Annotated in this window: 18 protein-coding genes and 1 riboswitch; of the genes, 14 read left to right on the forward strand and 4 right to left on the reverse strand. The window is 44.3% G+C overall.

The genetic code is table 11. The features are described 5' to 3' along the window. Window positions 1-16: 16 nt before the first annotated feature. From TY49_RS10895 to TY49_RS10905, 3 genes are all read left to right on the forward strand, one after another. Window positions 17-544, forward strand: coding sequence for a QcrA and Rieske domain-containing protein (locus TY49_RS10895; RefSeq protein ID WP_041965936.1), 528 nt, complete (start codon window positions 17-19; stop codon window positions 542-544). Then, window positions 537-734, forward strand: coding sequence for a hypothetical protein (locus TY49_RS10900; protein ID WP_041965937.1), 198 nt, complete (start codon window positions 537-539; stop codon window positions 732-734). Before TY49_RS10895 ends, TY49_RS10900 begins: the two co-directional genes overlap by 8 nt. Before the next feature lie 111 nt (window positions 735-845). Next, window positions 846-1,067, forward strand: coding sequence for a hypothetical protein (locus TY49_RS10905; RefSeq protein WP_041965938.1), 222 nt, complete (start codon window positions 846-848; stop codon window positions 1,065-1,067). A 46-nt stretch (window positions 1,068-1,113) separates the two neighbouring features. Here the strand turns inward: TY49_RS10905 and TY49_RS10910 are convergent, their stop codons facing one another. After that, entirely contained in the window at window positions 1,114-1,623 is a 510-nt protein-coding gene (locus TY49_RS10910; RefSeq protein ID WP_041965939.1) for a hypothetical protein, read from the reverse strand. A 376-nt stretch (window positions 1,624-1,999) separates the two neighbouring features. On the opposite strand from TY49_RS10910, the gene TY49_RS10915 reads away from it, so the two are divergent. The 5 genes from TY49_RS10915 to TY49_RS24645 all read left to right on the forward strand — a co-directional run bounded on the left by TY49_RS10915 (window position 2,000) and on the right by TY49_RS24645 (window position 9,531). Beyond that, window positions 2,000-4,744: a dynamin family protein gene (locus tag TY49_RS10915; RefSeq protein WP_041965940.1), complete on the forward strand. Its 2,745-nt coding sequence runs from the start codon at window positions 2,000-2,002 to the stop codon at window positions 4,742-4,744. 149 nt (window positions 4,745-4,893) lie between these two features. After that, window positions 4,894-5,001: riboswitch (SAM riboswitch) on the forward strand. Between the two features lie 103 nt (window positions 5,002-5,104). Continuing rightward, a complete protein-coding gene (locus TY49_RS10920; RefSeq protein ID WP_041965941.1) occupies window positions 5,105-6,202 on the forward strand; it encodes a sugar ABC transporter substrate-binding protein in 1,098 nt (365 codons plus the stop codon). A gap of 266 nt (window positions 6,203-6,468) precedes the next feature. After that, entirely contained in the window at window positions 6,469-7,965 is a 1,497-nt protein-coding gene (locus TY49_RS10930; protein WP_041965943.1) for a sugar ABC transporter ATP-binding protein, read from the forward strand. Window position 7,966: 1 nt separating this feature from the next. After that, on the forward strand, window positions 7,967-8,971 hold the full coding sequence (locus TY49_RS10935; protein ID WP_041965944.1) for an ABC transporter permease: 1,005 nt from the start codon (window positions 7,967-7,969) through the stop codon (window positions 8,969-8,971). A 383-nt stretch (window positions 8,972-9,354) separates the two neighbouring features. Further along, window positions 9,355-9,531: a hypothetical protein gene (locus tag TY49_RS24645; protein ID WP_156972665.1), complete on the forward strand. Its 177-nt coding sequence runs from the start codon at window positions 9,355-9,357 to the stop codon at window positions 9,529-9,531. Window positions 9,532-9,547: 16 nt separating this feature from the next. Here the strand turns inward: TY49_RS24645 and TY49_RS10940 are convergent, their stop codons facing one another. The 3 genes from TY49_RS10940 to TY49_RS10950 form a co-directional block, all read right to left on the reverse strand. Continuing rightward, window positions 9,548-10,327, reverse strand: a complete 780-nt coding sequence (locus tag TY49_RS10940) for a formate/nitrite transporter family protein (protein WP_041965945.1) — start codon at window positions 10,325-10,327, stop codon at window positions 9,548-9,550. Window positions 10,328-10,588: 261 nt separating this feature from the next. Then, entirely contained in the window at window positions 10,589-11,803 is a 1,215-nt protein-coding gene (locus tag TY49_RS10945; protein WP_041965946.1) for an MFS transporter, read from the reverse strand. 172 nt (window positions 11,804-11,975) lie between these two features. Further along, window positions 11,976-12,350, reverse strand: coding sequence for a VOC family protein (locus TY49_RS10950; protein WP_041965947.1), 375 nt, complete (start codon window positions 12,348-12,350; stop codon window positions 11,976-11,978). Window positions 12,351-12,521: 171 nt separating this feature from the next. Between TY49_RS10950 and TY49_RS10955 the strand changes: the two genes are divergently transcribed. The 6 genes from TY49_RS10955 (at window position 12,522) to TY49_RS10985 (ending at window position 17,853) form a co-directional block, all read left to right on the forward strand. Then, on the forward strand, window positions 12,522-13,343 hold the full coding sequence (locus tag TY49_RS10955; RefSeq protein ID WP_041965948.1) for a basic amino acid ABC transporter substrate-binding protein: 822 nt from the start codon (window positions 12,522-12,524) through the stop codon (window positions 13,341-13,343). A 113-nt stretch (window positions 13,344-13,456) separates the two neighbouring features. Continuing rightward, on the forward strand, window positions 13,457-14,113 hold the full coding sequence (locus tag TY49_RS10960) for an amino acid ABC transporter permease (RefSeq protein ID WP_041965949.1): 657 nt from the start codon (window positions 13,457-13,459) through the stop codon (window positions 14,111-14,113). Continuing rightward, window positions 14,110-14,832, forward strand: a complete 723-nt coding sequence (locus TY49_RS10965; protein WP_041965950.1) for an amino acid ABC transporter ATP-binding protein — start codon at window positions 14,110-14,112, stop codon at window positions 14,830-14,832. Before TY49_RS10960 ends, TY49_RS10965 begins: the two co-directional genes overlap by 4 nt. A 452-nt stretch (window positions 14,833-15,284) precedes the next feature. Beyond that, window positions 15,285-15,992, forward strand: coding sequence for an MBL fold metallo-hydrolase (locus TY49_RS10975; RefSeq protein WP_041965952.1), 708 nt, complete (start codon window positions 15,285-15,287; stop codon window positions 15,990-15,992). 14 nt (window positions 15,993-16,006) lie between these two features. Further along, a complete protein-coding gene (locus TY49_RS10980) occupies window positions 16,007-16,576 on the forward strand; it encodes a TetR/AcrR family transcriptional regulator (RefSeq protein ID WP_041965953.1) in 570 nt (189 codons plus the stop codon). An 86-nt stretch (window positions 16,577-16,662) separates the two neighbouring features. Further along, complete coding sequence (locus TY49_RS10985; RefSeq protein WP_041965954.1) at window positions 16,663-17,853, forward strand: M14 family metallopeptidase; 1,191 nt, start codon at window positions 16,663-16,665, stop codon at window positions 17,851-17,853. Window positions 17,854-17,931 lie beyond the last annotated feature (78 nt).

Genomic DNA, 17,931 nt, shown 5'->3' on the forward strand with positions numbered 1-17,931 from the left:
ACGGGAGGATTTGGCTATGAGTGATGATAAAAAACAGAACCATCATGAAGATGATAAAGATATGATCAAGCTGATTGATAATCTGAACAGGAAAGACGATGTCCATTTGAATAGAAGGGCGTTTTTGAAAGCTTCGTTTGGTGCGACTGTGGCCATTGGGCTTGCAACGACACCATTTGGAATCTTCACATTCCTGCGCGATGAAAACGGTGAAGTGAAGCGAGTAGAAATCACCGATATTGAAGATCTGGCAGTCGGCGAATCAAGAAACTTCAACTACCCGACGAAGAATGAACCGGCCATTTTAGTGAGGACACCGGAGGACAAATTTGTCGCGTACAATAATAAATGTACTCACCTTCAATGCCCAGTATTCTACGAGCATAAGGAAAATGTCTTGCTGTGCCCTTGCCACAAAGGTTATTTCAATGTAGACAGCGGCCAGCCTATGGCAGGACCGCCGCAGCGCGAGCTTCCAAAAATCCTTCTTGAAATCAAAGATGGCAAGGTTTTCGCAGTAGGGAGGGAAGTAAGGCATGGATAAAAAAAGAGTAGCATTCTTCTCGATCTTCCTGTTCCTTGCTGTCAATGTATTCTCACTATCCAACGCGATCGAGGGTTATTATGGCCATGAAGATGAGCGAGTATATGGTGGGGTGATTGTCGCGCTGATTTCTACTCTGCTGGCAACAACAGCATTCTTCATTTGGAGGAAGGCAGAGTATAAAAAGTAAGCTGGTGGCGATGATAAAAAGAGAGCTCTTTTTTAATATGGCCAATTTGCGGCAGCACTTGAAATTGGTTGCCCGATTGTTACGAAAAGAGTCTGAAAGGGAGGATTCAACATGGTTTCCCATTCTTTTAACGATCACGACAGCAAAAAAGAATCAATTGAGGAAGTACTTGAAAATTCCGTTGAAATTGAAGAAGATTTGATGCGTACGTACTTGATAACAGCTGAACGAGTCCACGAAGATCCTGAGCTGAAGGAACGCCTTGAGAACTTCGCTGAAGGAAATGCGAAACGGACCAAGCAGCTGATTGATGAATTGAATAAAGAAAAATGAAAAAGCAGCGGAATTTCCGCTGCTTTTCTTAAGGTATGATTGATTTTTAGCTAAATTGGTTAGTCGGCACAATCTTGATATTTTCCCCTTCGAACTTCCTCTCCCCAAATAGGGTGATCAAGGTGCAGCTCGTGATTCGGAACGGACTTTCAGCGATTTCATATTCAGCAAGCAGGCCGGCCCCAAGTTCTTCTCCTTCTGGATTTAAGGCCTGTACGTTCTGACCTTCTAGTGTCCTTAATTTGGCTTTCATCAAGAATACCTTCCACTCTTCCCAGTTCTTAATCAAAAACGCCTTCTCACCATTCTCCAAATAGCCTAGCTGGCAGCCTCTTTCATCGATGGCAGCTTCGTTTCCATAGCTGAGCTCCATGATTATATCCCGTAAAAATTGAAATTCATCGAGGTCAAGGTATGGGTCAATCTGGAATTCAACTTCGTTTCCACTTTCCTTTATTGTAGCGATTGTTTTGTTGTTCCTTACGACAGATTTTTTTTTGATATGTTGTGATTTAATATGTTCTAGGGGAGTCCCCATAATTTTTAAAGTCAGCATAATAATCTCCTTTATTCGGTCATCTTAATACCTTCATTATAATGATTTTGCCCTATCTGCGGTGTGACAAACTTCATTAAGTCCCCATAAACTCAGGATATAGTTCGAAAGCTATAGATAATGATATCATTCGACAGTAACTGGCAAAAAACTGGGGCGTTTATTAAAAAGGTTACAAACTTTGCAGTGCTTGTAGCAAAACTGAAAGCTGGCTGAAATCTTGAATGAAAAATAGTTTGGTAGAATACAATGATAAGGTTTGAGGGCAAGCCGCAAAAGGGAAAAAGAACAGTTAGCTAATACAAAATTTTAATGCCTGAAGGAGTCCGAAGGCTCTTTTTTTGGATTGATCATTATCAGAAGTCGGAGGAAAGTCATGACATTTGAAGAGCAATTAATCAAAAAGACGTATTTTGAAACTTATATGGAATCAGGAAACAGGACACATCCTGTTCGTGTTCTCGGGGAGCTCTACCTTGAAGAGCAGAAGAATGATATGCCAGATTTGTCGCATATCCGTTTTGCTCAGGGTGAGGTTTATTTTCACAATAAAGATTTTGAAGCGGCGATTTTTAAGTGGGAGAACATTACAAATGAATTCGAGCCGTGGGCGAAAAAGAACATGGGTGATGCCTTCCTTGAGCTTGGTCTGCTTGCTTCCGCGGAGGAGCTGTACCTGACGATTGATACAGATAGCAATGTTCTTAAAATTGAGAGCGGCCTTCAGCTATTATCTCTCTACATAGAGCAGGGCAAGCTTGAAAAGGCAGTTGCTGTCATTAAAAAATCAGTGTCGCTTGATCCAGATTACCCTGGCGTCACGGAGATTGCCCGTGCTTTCTTTGAAGAGCACCATGACTGGGACAATGCAGTCGAGCTGGCAGTCAATGAAGGTGTTCGCACCGGTTCGCCTAAGTGGTTCGACGTTTTGAATCAATATGTAGAACAGGGGCATACTGCTCAGTTCGCACCAGATTATTTTAACGAAGCATTATCTGTTCTTTTCCAGGTGGACAGAAGCCGTTTTGAACAGTTGGCAGTATCCCTGTGGGAAAGCTATAAGGGTCAAAGTTCATACATGACATGGCTAAGGGAATTCAACCAATTGTTCAGCGGGATGGACGGCAATAGAAAAGATGGCTGGACCCATCTGTCAGCGGTTTATCAGGACACATATTTCGAGTTGATTAACGGGGATCGATTGATTAAGGAAATTTCTCCGCTGATTCCTGAGTTGCTTACCAATTGGCTGAAAATCACAAGTCCTGTTAACAGTCTTGTATCGGCATCATCTATTATTGCGTGGAATGAGGTATTTCCAGGAACCATCACGTCGTCCGCGATTCACGATGCTGAAAATCTTGTGCTGAATTCGCGCGAGTACCATGATGGATATGAGGATAGCATGCAGCTATTCAAAAGTATCATTGAGTGGGCTGAGAACCATGAGATAGAGGTCGGCAACAGGATTAAGTGGATGGTCCAGGAGCTGCAGGAATCCAATGTTCATAATCTGTTGATCGCCGGTATAACTGGAAATGGGAAGTCCTCATTCGTCAATACCATTGTTGGGGAAGAGTTGATCACGGCACCAACTGCTGCTGTCATCCGGTTCAAGAATGAGGAGAATCCGGAAATTCATGAAATCACTGATACAGACGTGCGACAAATTACGGATCTTGAGGACTTCAAGGACTCAGCAGGAATTCGCCGCCAGACTCACAAGAACGAAACAATCATTGATTTCAAGGCAGAGTTCCCATTCCTGCGGGAACACGAATTGGCATTGATTGATACTCCAGGGATCAACAGTAATAACTATGACAAGCATCCATTGTACAATTACTTGAGATTTGCTGATAGTCTGCTTTTCGTGCTCAATGCGAATGATCCTTTTACGGAAAAAGAAAGGGAAATCCTCTCGAAAATTTCAGAGTACTTCCCGGATCTGCCTATACACTTCTTGTTGAATAAAATAGATGTGATATACAGTCAGCAGGAGGCAATTGATGTTTTTGACCAGACATGGGCTGAAATCAGCCAATATTATCCGGATTCGAAAATGTTTGCTTTCTCTTCTAACTATGATAAAGGCAAGCAGCTGAGGGATTTCTCAGATTTTATACGAACAAACAGAAGCACTGTCGACTTTGAGCAGGAGCGTACTGCAAAACTGCAATTCTTCGTCAGACGGGCGATCACGTATTTGCTTGATAAACGGATTGAAATCGAGAATAACCATATGGAATCAATCAGCTGGAACGAAGAAATGGTGAGCAAGCTTAACGGTGCCATCAACCAGCTGGGAGATATTGAAGAAGAGAAGTCAAGTTCTATCCAGAAGTCATACCGAAAAATTAAAGATGAAACCCGTGCGGAAATCATTGAGAAGATTCCTGAAATATTGCGTGGGTGCTCGGAATTGGTGACGGAGGACAGTGATTTCGGAAAAATCCATGCTGAAATGGACGAAGAAATGAACAAGAAAATACAGGAATATCTCGATGGAACCGTACTGCCGAAATTCCATGAAGATTTACGAGGGTGGATTCAACATTCGAAGGACGAATTCGACCAAAGCCAAAACTATTTGAATGAAATGGCTGAGGGCTTTAACTCCATGTATGGAGATGAAAGGATTAGCCTCGACTGTGATTTCAGAGTACTAGATGACTGGCGCCGCGATGCCGACCGGATGACGAACGGTGTCCACTATGAAAAGGTCAACATCATGAATCGCTCGACGCCGCAGCAGTTCTTCTTGAAAAGCGCTGGCAAGCTGCTCGGAGTGCTGCCGCAAAACAATGCGATGCTTTATAACAGATACAAAACCTATCTCGAGACTGAGGATTATTATGAAATCGGCGTAACCATCGCCAAAAGATTCCTGCAGCAATTCGAGATTTTCGAAAAATCAATTGAACGCGATGTGAACCTGTTCTTCAAAAACCCATTCAAAGTTCTTGAAGAAGCAGTAGAAGAAGCAAAATCCGAAATCGAATATGGAAAGAACGAACTTGAAAAAATGAGAATTAACCCTGAACTGTACCGTGATCCATTGACACTTTATGAAGTAAAACTTCGCCAGTACGAATGGATGACCGCGGCAGGCAGGGGATAATCGAAAAGGAAGATTCCAATTGGGATCTTCCTTTTTTCTGCATGAAGAAAGAAGAATATAATTAAATTTTCATAATAATATTGACAATATGAGTATAGGAGTTTAAAGTGAGATTTATCGATTTGCAACATTAACTTAATAAAGAAATTCTCTTATCAAGAGTGGCAGAGGGACTGGCCCTGTGACGCCCAGCAACCGTTCCAAATGGAATTGGTGCTAAATCCTGCAAAACATTTATTTGTTTTGAAAGATAAGAGAGGAATCCGACCTTTGTATTCTACTGCGTTTGAAACCTCTCTTTTCTGGAGAGGTTTTTTTATTTTTGTTAGCCATGCAGATCAATCAAAGGGGGAATATCAGATGAAAAAAGGAATTAAAAATGTATTTTTAACTGCAGTTGCTTCCGCATTGCTGCTGACAGGCTGCGGCGGCGGAGAGACGAAAACGGCCAGCGGTCCGGTAGAAGGAGTGCCTGAGCGATTTGCTAAGGGCGAGGAAGTTAAAATCAAAGTGATCCGCAAGATTGGCGGAGATGACCATACTGCGCAATTTTTAGCCGGAGCGAAGGCTGAAGGTGAAGCGCTAGGCTTCAAGGTTGACGTTTTTACGGCGAATGGAGATACAGCCAAATTCCATGACGCGATTAACCAGGGGCTGCAGCAGGATTATGATGGATTCATCATTTCCCATGGAGATGACGCAGCAACGGTAGATGATGTAAAGAAACTAGTTGAAAAAGGTAAGAGCGTCGTGACCTTTGACTCGAATCCGGATTTGGCACAAGTAGAAGGCGTAACACTTACTTCACAGGATGATGAAGCACTTGCCACACAGGCACTCGATCAACTTGTGAAGGACCAAAATGGAGAAGCGAATATCGTCTACCTATGGGTTGATGGCTTCCCGCCAATGGTCAGAAGAAATAAAGTTTACCAGGAAACCTTGAAGGCGAATCCGGGAATCAAAGAGGTAGAGAGATTCGGAGTAGCTGCTGCAGATACAAGCGTCCAGACACAAAACGCAGTGTCCGCTATGCTGAACAAGCATCCAAAGGGAGAAATTGACGCGATCTTCGCAACATGGGACGCTTTTGCGATCGGCGCAGCTCGTGCCATCAAGGAAGCTGGCCGAGATGAAATCAAGATTTACGGAATTGATGTATCCAATGCGGACTTGCAGGAAATCCAGGGAGAAGATAGCCCATGGAAATACACCGCCGCCGTTGATCCGAAGCTGATCGGGGAAGTGAATATGAGATTGCTGGCGAAAAAGCTGGCCGGCGAAGAAACACCAGCAACATATGACCTTGAAGCCTCACTGATTTCACAGGAACAGCTGCAGCAGTCAAAAAATCCGGTGAACATGGTCAATCTAGCTGAAATTATCGAAGGCTGGGGTAAATCTGATGCATTTTTGGAAGATTGGATGGAAAAGTTGAAGGAGCACTATAAAAAGTAACGTTATTCCTTCAGAATGTGCTCCTAGTTTTAGGCGTTGAGAATTATATTGGCGGTTTTCACAAATTTATTGGCGAAAATCGATTTTTATTGGCGGAGTTCACATATTTATTGGCGATTTCAGGAACTTATTGGCGAAAATCAAAATTTATTGGCGAACTGGAAATTTCCCGCGATATTTTCCAGTTCAACAAACCAAACCGATCAGACACTCTCAAAAACAAAGAGAGTGTCTGCTTTGCAGATTGATAGGGAGGTGAAACCCGGATGAAACTTCAAATGCAAAACATCAGCATTGAGTTCCCGGGAGTGCGAGCGCTGAACGATGTTAATTTCAGCACGAAAACTGGCAGCATCCACGCATTGATCGGTGCGAATGGAGCGGGCAAATCAACGTTGATGAAGGTGCTATCCGGAGCGCATGATCACTACATAGGTGAAATCCAGCTCGATGGCAAGAAAGTCGAAATCAGGACGCCGGCTCATGCGCAGAAACTCGGGATCCAGACGGTTTACCAGGAGGTTGACACAGCGATCATCCCGTCGCTGACTGTGGCTGAAAATATCATGCTGAATCTAACAGTGCAGGCGATGGAAAATAAGCACTGGGTTAATTGGAAACAGCTTTTCAAAGACGCTGATGCCATTCTATCCGGCATGAACCTTCGCATTCCTGTAAAAAAGCTTGCCGGGGAGCTGTCGCTTGCCGAGAAACAGCTCGTCCTTATTGCCAGAGCGATTTCAAGTAAATGCTCATTCCTCATTCTCGATGAACCAACAGCTCCTCTCAGCCATACTGAAACATCAGAACTGTTCCGAATCACGAGGGAACTGGCTAAAAGGAATGTTGGCATCATCTTCATCTCCCACCGAATGCCGGAGATTTTTGAATTATGTGATGAGATTACGATCATGCGAAATGGTGAGCTGGTAATAAAAAAAGGTATTCCTGAAGTGGACACCCACCAGGTGATTGAGTACATGCTTGGCAGGAAGCTGGAAGACCAATTCCCGACAAGGGTCAGCTCGGTCGGTCAAACCCTTCTGGAAGTCGAAGGCCTAACAGATGGAGACAAAGTGAAAAATGCTTCCCTACATGTAAAAGCCGGGGAGATTGTCGGGCTTGCCGGCCTGGTCGGAGCGGGAAAGACAGAGTTGTGCAAAGCGCTGTTTGGCGCGACACGAACAACGAGCGGAACCGTAATGCTAAAAGGAAGAAACCTTAAGCTGACCAGTCCTCATGCTGCAGTAAAAAGCGGTTTGGCCCTGGTGCCTGAAGAGCGGCGCAAGGAAGGAGTCCTTGTCGCAGAATCCGTCACCTCCAATCTTACGGCGGTCAACCTCAAAAAGTTCACCAGATTACTAGGCTTTATCAACAGACGGGCAGAAAAGAACACCGCACAGGAGTACATCAAGGCTCTCGGTATCAAAACTTCATCAGAAAATGCCAAAGTTGAAAATCTTTCAGGCGGAAACCAGCAGAAAGTGGCGATTGGCAGGTGGCTGATTGCCGATGCGGATGTGTATATTTTTGACGAGCCAACTAAGGGTGTGGATGTCGGTGCGAAACGGGATATTTTTGAGCTGATTGCCCAGCTCGCAGCACAAGGGAAGGGTGTCATTTATGCATCCTCCGAGCTGTCAGAAATCGTCGGCATTACAAACCGGGTATACGTGCTCTATGATGGTGAGCCTGTCAAGGAGCTTGAAACAGCAGCCACTACAGAAGAAGAACTTTTATTTTATTCAACAGGAGGAAGATAGGATGGAAGCGAAACTCCCATTACAGCAAGAGCCGACGCCGAAAAAAACATTCGAACTGTTCCAGTTCTTATATAAATATGGGACGATTTTGACAATCTTTGTCCTGGTCGCCATCTTCGCGGCAGCGAATCCTTCTTTTATCAACGGTGATAATGTCATTAATATCCTGCGTTCGATTTCCATCGTAACCATCATCGCGATCGGCATCACCATCTCGCTGACAGTTGACGGCTTTGATTTATCTGTCGGCTCAGTCGCATCCCTATCCAACGCCATCGTCATTTCGATGTTCGTCTGGTTCTCGCAGAACACTTTGATTGCCGTATTATCAGCAATCACGGCTGCCCTGATTGTCGGTGCACTTAACTCGTTGATGATTGTTAAACTGAAGATTCCTGACATGCTGATGACACTGGCCATGATGTTCATCATCCAGGGAACGGCGCTGACTTATACGAAGGGCGCAACGGTTTCGGAGAATATGATTCTGCCTGATGGCAGCTTTTCAACAGGAACAATCAGCCCGTTTTTTGCTAAAATTGGGCAGGTTCCATGGATTATCCTGATTATGGCGATCGCTGTCATAGTTGTCCATATATTCCTGACATACACAAAGCATGGCCGCTATATGTATGTGATTGGCGGCAATAAAGAAGCGGCAAGGCTTTCCGGTATTCCGGTCAACCGCTATAAAACAGCTGCCTATCTGCTATCTGCTTTATTCGCGGCAATCGGTGGGATTGTATTGGCCTCCCGCGTCATGACTGCGGAAATCAATGCTGGTTCCCCATATCTAATGGATTCGGTAGCCGCTGCATTCATTGGTTTTTCCGTCTTGGGAGCAGGCAAGCCAAATGCATTCGGTACCTTTGTCGGGGCAGTGCTGATCGGCATTTTGCAAAATGGCCTGGTGATGATGTCGGTGCCATATTACGCAATGGATATCGTGAAGGGAACTGTGCTCGCATTTGCCCTTGGGATTACCTATTACAAGCAAAAACATTAGCGGCAGTTGCATGCGATGTCACTGCACGATAAAAAAATACGGTCACCAGGATATAGAATATTTCTATATCCTGTTTTATTGTGAAGGAAAATTAGCATAGGGAGAGAAGTATAAAGATAAATGATCTTGAAGGAGGGGTAAGAAATTCACATAAAGACCTTTATTTATATAGGTGAATGGCTATTGTTTTTAATTGCCCTTTTTTATAATCTAACCCTTCAACTAATATTTCTGGGGAACATCGTTCTGGTTGACCAGAATGAGGAAGCTGCATCTTTTCCATTCAGCTATTCACTCATTGTAGTTATACTTGGGATTTTGTTCTATTATTACATAAAGCATCTCCAAGGGAGCCGAAGATACCGGAAAGTCAAGGAGGTCATATGGGGTTATTTTTCACGGCCACTGGAGTCAGCAGCCTGTTTTGGTTTTCGGTGAATGCGGTAGTTTATTCACTAGAGTTGCTGAGTAATCAAGTACCACTGACCATCATATTTGTAGTGTCCGCCATGCTGGCAGCTCAAATAGCGATCAAATACAAAAGGGAAGGCTCAGACTAAAAAGCTGAGCCTTTTATCATTCCTCAAAAAATGGTTTGTTCGCATAATAATACATCCAGCCCATCATGATTCCCCCGCCAATCAGGTTGCCGATCGTCACGGGTATCAGATTGTGAATCACGCCTGGAAAAGTAACAGATTGCGGGTCGTCAAGGACCATGCTGATCGCAAAGGTGCACATATTAGCGATGCTGTGTTCATAGCCCGAAATGAAGAAGCAGTAGACGAAGAACACCATTGCAAACATCTTTGCTCCGTCGCCCTTCATCGACATCGGCAGGAAGAATGCCAGGCAGACGAGCCAGTTACAGAGAATCCCCCTGAAAAATAACTCTGAAGTTGGTGCAAGTGTCTTTTGTTCAGCGACACTTAACAAGAATCCGTTTACAGAATGATCATCAAACAATCCTGTTGTGTAAATTAAAAAAGCAAATGCAGCTGCGCCAATGATATTGCCGATATAGCTGTAAATCCACATCCTGGCCACCTGCAGCCAGGCCATTTTTTTTCGCAGAGCTGCAAACGTATAGTAAAAGGTGTTTCCTGTAAACAGGTCCCCTCCGCCATAGGCAATCAGGATAATTGCGGCACCGAAGGTAATGGCAGCTATAGGGTAGGCAAAGGGTGAGTGTTCCACATAAAATGGATTTCCCGTCTTGAACGCAACAATCACACCAAAGCCGATGAACATAGAAGCCAGAGCAGCCCTGGCCAGATAGCGTGTTTTGCTTTGTTTAAAAATTTTGTGCTTTTTTAAGGCCAGTTTTTCGACCTCCTGCAAGGCTTGAACTTCCAAATAAAATCACCCGATTTTCCTTATGTAATATGAACCTATTCTTCCTCTAAATATCATTCATATGTAAATGGTTCCCTCAGACAGCGGTTAAAAAACAGTAATGTGAATAATTCTTCCATCTGAATAAAAACAAGCAATGATGGCAGTTGTGTATATGCCTTTCAAGCTCAAATAATTCCTATATAAGCTTTTACTTGGATTTGAATCTTAATAAGTAAAAAAGACTGAATCACTTAGATCCAGTCTTTTTCCGTTTTATTTTTAAAAAGTATCTCTAACAAACTGAGGATTGCGCTGCATCGATGCGAACAGGACAATGCCGCTCACCAGCAGGAGTCCGCTTGTCAGGACGAATACCGAGGTGAATCCGAAGTAACCCGCAAGGAAACCGCCGAGCACTGGCCCGATGATGTTTCCGAAGAAACGGAGACTCGTATTATAGCCGAGTACTTCGCCCTGCATCGCCACCGGAGCTTCCTGCCTGATATAGGCAACCCTGACAGGGATAATGCCGCCGATGGTGATGCCAAGCAGGAATCGGATCAGCACTAGCTGCCAGATGTTATCCACAAAGCCGCCTGGCAAATAAATGATTGCTGATAAAAATAGCAGCACGACAAGTATTTTTATATAGCCAACTCGGTCGGCTATTTGGCCCCATTTCCTTGCCATTAACAAATTGCCAAGCCCAGCTGCCGAAAAGGCGATTCCAGAAAAGAATGCCAGGTTTTCCGGACCATGCAGCTCTCCCACATATAGTGAAAGGATTGGCTGGATACTGAAATGGGCAATCTGCACAAGCATCGACATGAGCAGGACATTCACCATGATTGGATTTTTAAAGATGTGCTGAAGAACTTCTTTGCGGCTGTAATTTGTCTTTGTTCCTTGTTTGATATCGACTCTGTACTCCATAACAAAGAATACAAGCAGACCAGAAAGGACGATAAATGCCGAGGTTGATTGGAAGGTTGTCGCATAGCCTAAGGAGTCAGCAAGAACCCCGCCTAGCATCGGTCCGAGCAACGAACCTGTGATACTGCCTGTCTGCAGGGTTCCTAACACTTTGCCTGCTTCTTCCTTCGATGTCTGAGTTGAAATAAGCGCCTGTGATACTGGAATGAAGCCAGAGAATAATCCCATGAACATTCTCAGTAAAAATAACTCCCACACGGAAGTTGCAAATCCTAATAGAAAAACGGCTAAACCCATCCCGATCCCCATAAAAATCAGGATTCTCTTGCGTCCGAACCGGTCGCCCATTCTTCCGATTACAGGTGAAAATAGAAAGGCTGTTACGAACGTAATACTGAACGTCAGGCCAGACCAGTTTTGGACATACCTTTCTGAAAAATCCCCAAAAGTTTCGATGTACAATGAGAGAAAAGGCATTACCATTGTCATGCTGCCGGCAATGAAGAAATTTGCGAACCACATGATCATCAAGTTGCGTTTCGCCTTTTGCTGCTGGGTCATTCCATCAACACTTCTTTCTCGGAACGAATATTTCGCTTTTCTAAATATGATACCAAAAATTTGCTGTATTGAAAACCAATCGAGCAAGCAGCGAAATTATATGATATTCAGATTCCGAGAATTATCAAGCTCTAGCGCTTGAAATGGTTGACCGTTGAGTACGCTTTCCTTCTTAGCTCAAGACCCATTCGAGCAATTCAATTCTATTCCCGAACGGATCGTGGACATAAATCCTATTCGCGCCTGGAAGCTTGTCATCTTCAATATATTCAATTCCTGAAGAGGACAAATGCTCCTTCAATCCCTCGATATTCTCAATTTCAAATGCCGGATGTGCCTTGCATGCAGGAACAAAAGGTTCCTCAATTCCAATATGAATTTGACAATTTCCATACTGGAACCATGCTCCGCCTCGCTTTTTCAACTCTGCCGGTTTTTCGATTTCTTCAAAACCCAATACTTCTCCGAAGAACCATCTGGCCTGGTCCTCTGAACCCTTAGGGGCTGCAAGCTGCACATGATCAATTGCTTTGAATTTAAATGCCATAGTGAATCCCCTCCCTAGTAAAAGATTAATCTAAAAGGAAACATAAGGAAATGACAAGGTATGAAACTATAAATATAAGTTTTTCTTATCACTGTAAAAAGTAATACAAGCCCGACTGAATACATATAAATTATTAAAGTTTGCACGTTTTTAAAAGAGGGGGCAATCAGAATGAAAAAAAGATTTCTGGCGATCGTGATGTTGGCAATCATGGCGCTTGTAGTGTCGGCATGCGGTTCAAGCAGCTCAGGAGGAACAGGATCTGAGGCTGAAAAGAAGGAGCTAAGGGTGGTCACGGACGCGGCGTATGCACCATTTGAGTACATGGATGGGGACAAGATTGTTGGTTTCGATATTGACTTTCTAAAAGCTGCAGCGAAGGAAGCGGGGTATGAGCTAAAGATCGAGAATGTCGGCTGGGATCCGATTTTTGTTGAGATCAAGAGCAAGCGCGCTGATCTGGCAGTATCCTCAATCTCAATCAATGATGAGCGCAAGCAGACCTATGACTTTTCACTGCCATATTTCTTATCCACAAATAAAATCCTTGTCCGCGAAGACAGCGATATTAAAAGCGCTGCTGATCTGAAGGGAAAGGTAGTGGCAGTCCAAAACGGCACAACCGGGCAGGCAGCAATGGATAAGCTCCTTGGCAAGAATAACGAGGATATCAAAAAATTCGATAACAACAACCTGGCAATCATGGAAATGCTTTCAGGTGGAGCAGATGCAGTCGTTGCCGATAACGGCGTTGTTGAAGTTTATGCAAAAAACAATCCTAATGAAAAACTGAAGGTCATTGAAGACAGCGGCAGCTTCGAGGCGGAATACTATGGAATCCTGTTCCCGAAAGGCACCAATCTGAAGGCAGACTTCGATAAAGCAATCAAGAAAATCGTCGAGAATGGAACGTATGAAAAAATCTATCAAGAATGGTTCGGCCAGGAGCCAAACATGGAAATGCTGAAGGCGGAACAAGAAGCATCAGAGTAATTTCCTGTAAACAATTAATCTTCAAAGATGCGTAACTCTTGAAAACAGCGTTACGCATTTTTTTGTACATCACAAAATCTAGTCCCAGGCCTCGGGGCTTTGGAGGGCAAGCTATGGATTTTCGTTTTGATATTATTATTGAATATTCTCCTTATCTAGTAAAAGGCACGCTGCTGACAATCGGGCTATCATTGGCCGGGATTTTAATCGGGACAATCCTTGGCCTGTTCATCGGGCTTGGCAAGATCCAACGCCGAAAACTGCTGACCTGGCCATTTGTCTGGTATATTACTTTCTTCCGGGGAACCCCGTTATTTGTGCAAATATTGCTGATTCATTTTGGTGTCATCCCTATGCTCATAGGGGAAACAAACGGGATTGTCGCGACAATCGTCGCCCTGTCCCTAAATGCGGCAGCCTATATCGCCGAGATTTTCAGGGCAGGAATACAGTCGATCGACCGCGGGCAGATGGAAGCCGCCCGCTCGCTTGGAATGACCCATGTACAGGCTATGAGGTATGTGATTTTACCGCAGGCCTTCAAACGGATGATCCCGCCTCTTGGAAATGAGTTCATTGTACTAATCAAGGAGTCATCACTTGCGGCGATTGTCGCGACTCCGGAAATCATGTACTGGGGCCGGGCGATGGCAGGACAGTATTACCGCGTGTGGGAGCCGTACCTTACCGCAGCAGTCATTTATCTGATCCTGACGCTGTCACTTAGCTTTTTATTAAATCTCCTTGAAAGAAGGCTGAAAACGGAATGATCAAAGTCGCTAATTTGCAAAAGTCATTTGGCAGCCACAAGGTCCTGAATGGAATAAATGTGGAGGTACAGCCACAGGAGGTAGTGGTGGTGATCGGTCCATCGGGCTCCGGTAAATCCACTTTCCTCCGCTGCATAAACCTGCTCGAAACAATTACGGACGGACATGTGTTAATCGAAGATATTGACATTACTGATAAGGGTTCGGATATCAACAAGGTGCGCGAAGAGGTCGGGATGGTCTTCCAGCATTTCAACCTGTTCCCGCATAAGACGGTGCTTGAAAATATCATGCTGGCACCGCGAAAGGTACGAGGTGTTCCGGAACAGCAGGCAAGGGCAAAAGGGATGGAGCTGCTGAAAAAGGTAGGACTCGAGGACAAAGCAGAAGCCTACCCGGACTCACTTTCCGGTGGGCAAAAGCAGCGGGTAGCGATTGCCCGCGCCCTTGCGATGGAGCCAAAAATCATGCTGTTTGATGAACCAACCTCAGCCCTCGATCCGGAAATGGTCGGGGAAGTATTAGAGGTAATCAAACAACTTGCCCGCGAAGGAATGACGATGGTCGTCGTCACCCACGAAATGGGTTTTGCCCGCGAAGTCGGTGACCGCGTCATTTTCATGGACGGGGGATTGGTCGTGGAAGAAAACAAACCAGATGAAATATTCGAAAACCCGCAGCATGAGCGGACGAAAGCGTTTTTGAGCAAGGTATTATAATTTGAAAAGAAGCCCGATTTTTAGAGTCGAGGCTTCTTTTTTTGACAACCGCAAATAAAAAGCGGGCAACCGGAGATAAAAGTTGTACAACTGGAGATAAACCTGCTGCAACTGGAGATAAAAGTTGTGCAACTGGAGATAAATCTGCTGTAACTGGAGATAAATTTGTGTAACCTTAAATAACAATTGTGCTACCGTAAATAAAAGTTGTTCAACCGGATTCCAACGGTAAATACACTTCGTAAATCCAAAAATGAGGATCGGTAAACTGATGAGGTCACTGCCCATCATACAAAAAGTAGCCATCAAAGGAGTCTAATACCAGCATTATTCTAAGATGTGGGGAGAAACCGGCCCATTGTTGATAATTTATCCAATTATTACTTGCTAAAACTAATGTCATTAGTTAATATAAAATTAACGGCATTAGTTTTAATGGGAGGTTCAATAAATTGAGAGTAATCAAAGAAGGATATTTATATCAGCTGACGTTCATGCCAAAGTTTTTTCCTGTGAATTGTTATTTTATCGAGGAGGAGGATGGGTTGACTTTAATTGATGCCGCACTTTCGAACAGTGCGAAGGCAATTTTGCAGGCTGCAGAAAAAATCGGAAAACAAATCAAGAGGATTATTTTAACACATGCTCACAGCGACCATATTGGTGCGCTTGATGAACTGAAAGACAAACTGGGTGTTCCGGTTTATATTTCTGCCCGCGATTCCCGCCTTTTAGCTGGTGATACCTCTCTTGACTCAACCGAACCCAAGACACCTATTCGTGGCGGCGTATCAAAGAACATCAAAACAAGACCGGATATACTTATAAAGGTAGGGGATCATATCGGTTCTTTGCTGGCAATTTCAACCCCGGGACACACACCAGGATCCTTGTCATTCCTTGACCAGAGAACCAATATTCTGATTGCGGGTGATGCATTCCAGACCAGGGGCGGTACAGCCGTGTCCGGGGTGACAATCCCGTGGTTTCCTTTCCCTGCAATGGCGACATGGAACAAAGAAACAGCCTTGCAAAGTGCCCGGAAAATTAATGAGTTAAAACCAAGCCTGTTGGCTGTTGGGCACGGTGAATTACTTCGAAACCCTGGCACACTTATTGAAAAAGCAATCCAAAAAGCTGAGGCAGCTTTTACAAAATAAAGGAGTACTAAAACATGTCACCAAGACCGAAAATTGCGCTTGATAAGAATACGATCATGCTTGCTGCAGCTGAGCTTGCGAATGAAAATGGAAGTGAATATGTAACGCTTGCCATGCTGGCAAAGAAACTCAACATCAAACCTCCTTCATTATACAATCACTTTGATGGCCTGCCGGGAATTAAAAGAGAGCTGGCCATTTATTCACTTGAAAAACTGTACAACAGTTTGGCGAAGGAAGCGCAAGGAAAGTCTCAAGGAGACGAAGCCATCATGGCATTAAGCCAGGCGTATTTAACCTTTGCAAGAAAAAATCCGGGACTATACGATTTCGCATTATCAGCGCCCGATCCTGCAGATGAGTTTGTTCATGACGCCGGCAGGAAAATCGTTGGTCTTGTCATTTCAGCCATTCAACCTTTTGGATTAAAGGAAGAGGAAGCAATTCATGCTGTCCGCGGGTTAAGAAGCCTAATGCATGGATTTACATCGCTGGAGCAAAAAGGTGGTTTCGGCATGCCGCTGGATCTGGATGAAAGTTACCAGCTCGCAGTCGAAGCCTTTATCAAAGGTTTGAAAAAATAAAGCTAATTTTTATCTTCTGAAATAGATTCCAAAGGTACTCATATACATATGTATAGATGCAACTTTGAAAGAACAGGAGGCGCGCTATGGATATTTATGTGAGAAGAGGAGATTCCTTTTGGTATTTCAGTAATATTTTCAACATCCCTCTCCAGTTGATTATAGATTCCAACCGTGATATCGACCCGAATGCTCTGGATGTGGGGCAGACAGTGAGGATTCCTGGTTTTGCAGCGGTGGATTATCGGATCCGTGCAGGGGATACTCTTTGGAAGATTGCCCAAAGCAGAAATCTGCAGGTGAATGCCCTGCTGCTCGCAAACCGCAATATTAACCCAAACGGTTTGTACATCGGCCAAATGATCAAGGTCCCATTAAGAATTACCTGGAGAATTGTCGAGGGGAAAAAGAATTATGATTATGCCTCAATGATGAGTGATTTGCGACGATTGGAAAATGTATATCCCTTCATGAGAGTGCCGTCGATTGGCAACTCAGTTTTAGGTAAAAGCTTACCTGAAACACTGATTGGGAACGGCAATAAGCGGGTTCATTACAATGGATCTTTCCATGCTAATGAATGGATCACCACTCCCATCATCATGACGTTCCTGAACGATTATCTGCTGGCGCTGACAAATAAGTCCTCCATACGAGGCCTGTCCATGCAGAATTTCTATGGACAGACGACTTTATCGATTGTTCCAATGGTGAATCCTGATGGTGTTAATCTTGTGCTCAATGGTCCGCCTGAGGCAGAGCCATGGAATGAAAGAGTAGTAGAATTGAATAGAGGAAGCCTCGATTTCAGCGGTTGGAAGGCGAATATAAGAGGCGTAGACCTGAACGACCAATTCCCGGCAAAATGGGAGCTTGAAAAAGAGCGCAACCCAAGTCAGCCGGGCCCGAGGGACTATGTTGGTCCAAATCCATTATCCGAGCCAGAAGCGATTGCAATGGCAGAAATAACAAGAAGACGCGATTTTGCCAGGGTTCTGGCTTTCCATACCCAGGGAGAGGTTATTTACTGGGGCTTTGAAAACCTTGAGCCGCCTGAATCAGAGGCAATGGTCAATGAATTTGCCCGGGTGAGCGGATACCAGCCGGTAAAAACGATCGAGAGCTATGCCGGCTATAAAGACTGGTTCATCCAGGATTGGCGCCGGCCAGGCTTTACTGTCGAACTTGGCTTTGGCATAAACCCGCTGCCGCTGTCGCAATTCGATGAGATATACGAAGAGGCTCAGGGAATCTTCCTTGCAGGACTTTATCTATGAAAATGCAGATCACCTGAAAAGGTGGTCTTTTTAAATTGTATTTATATGGTGAAATTGAAGAGTACGAGAGGGGGAGTT

The organism is Mesobacillus selenatarsenatis SF-1, from assembly GCF_000813125.1.
GTDB lineage: Bacteria > Bacillota > Bacilli > Bacillales > Cytobacillaceae > Mesobacillus > Mesobacillus selenatarsenatis.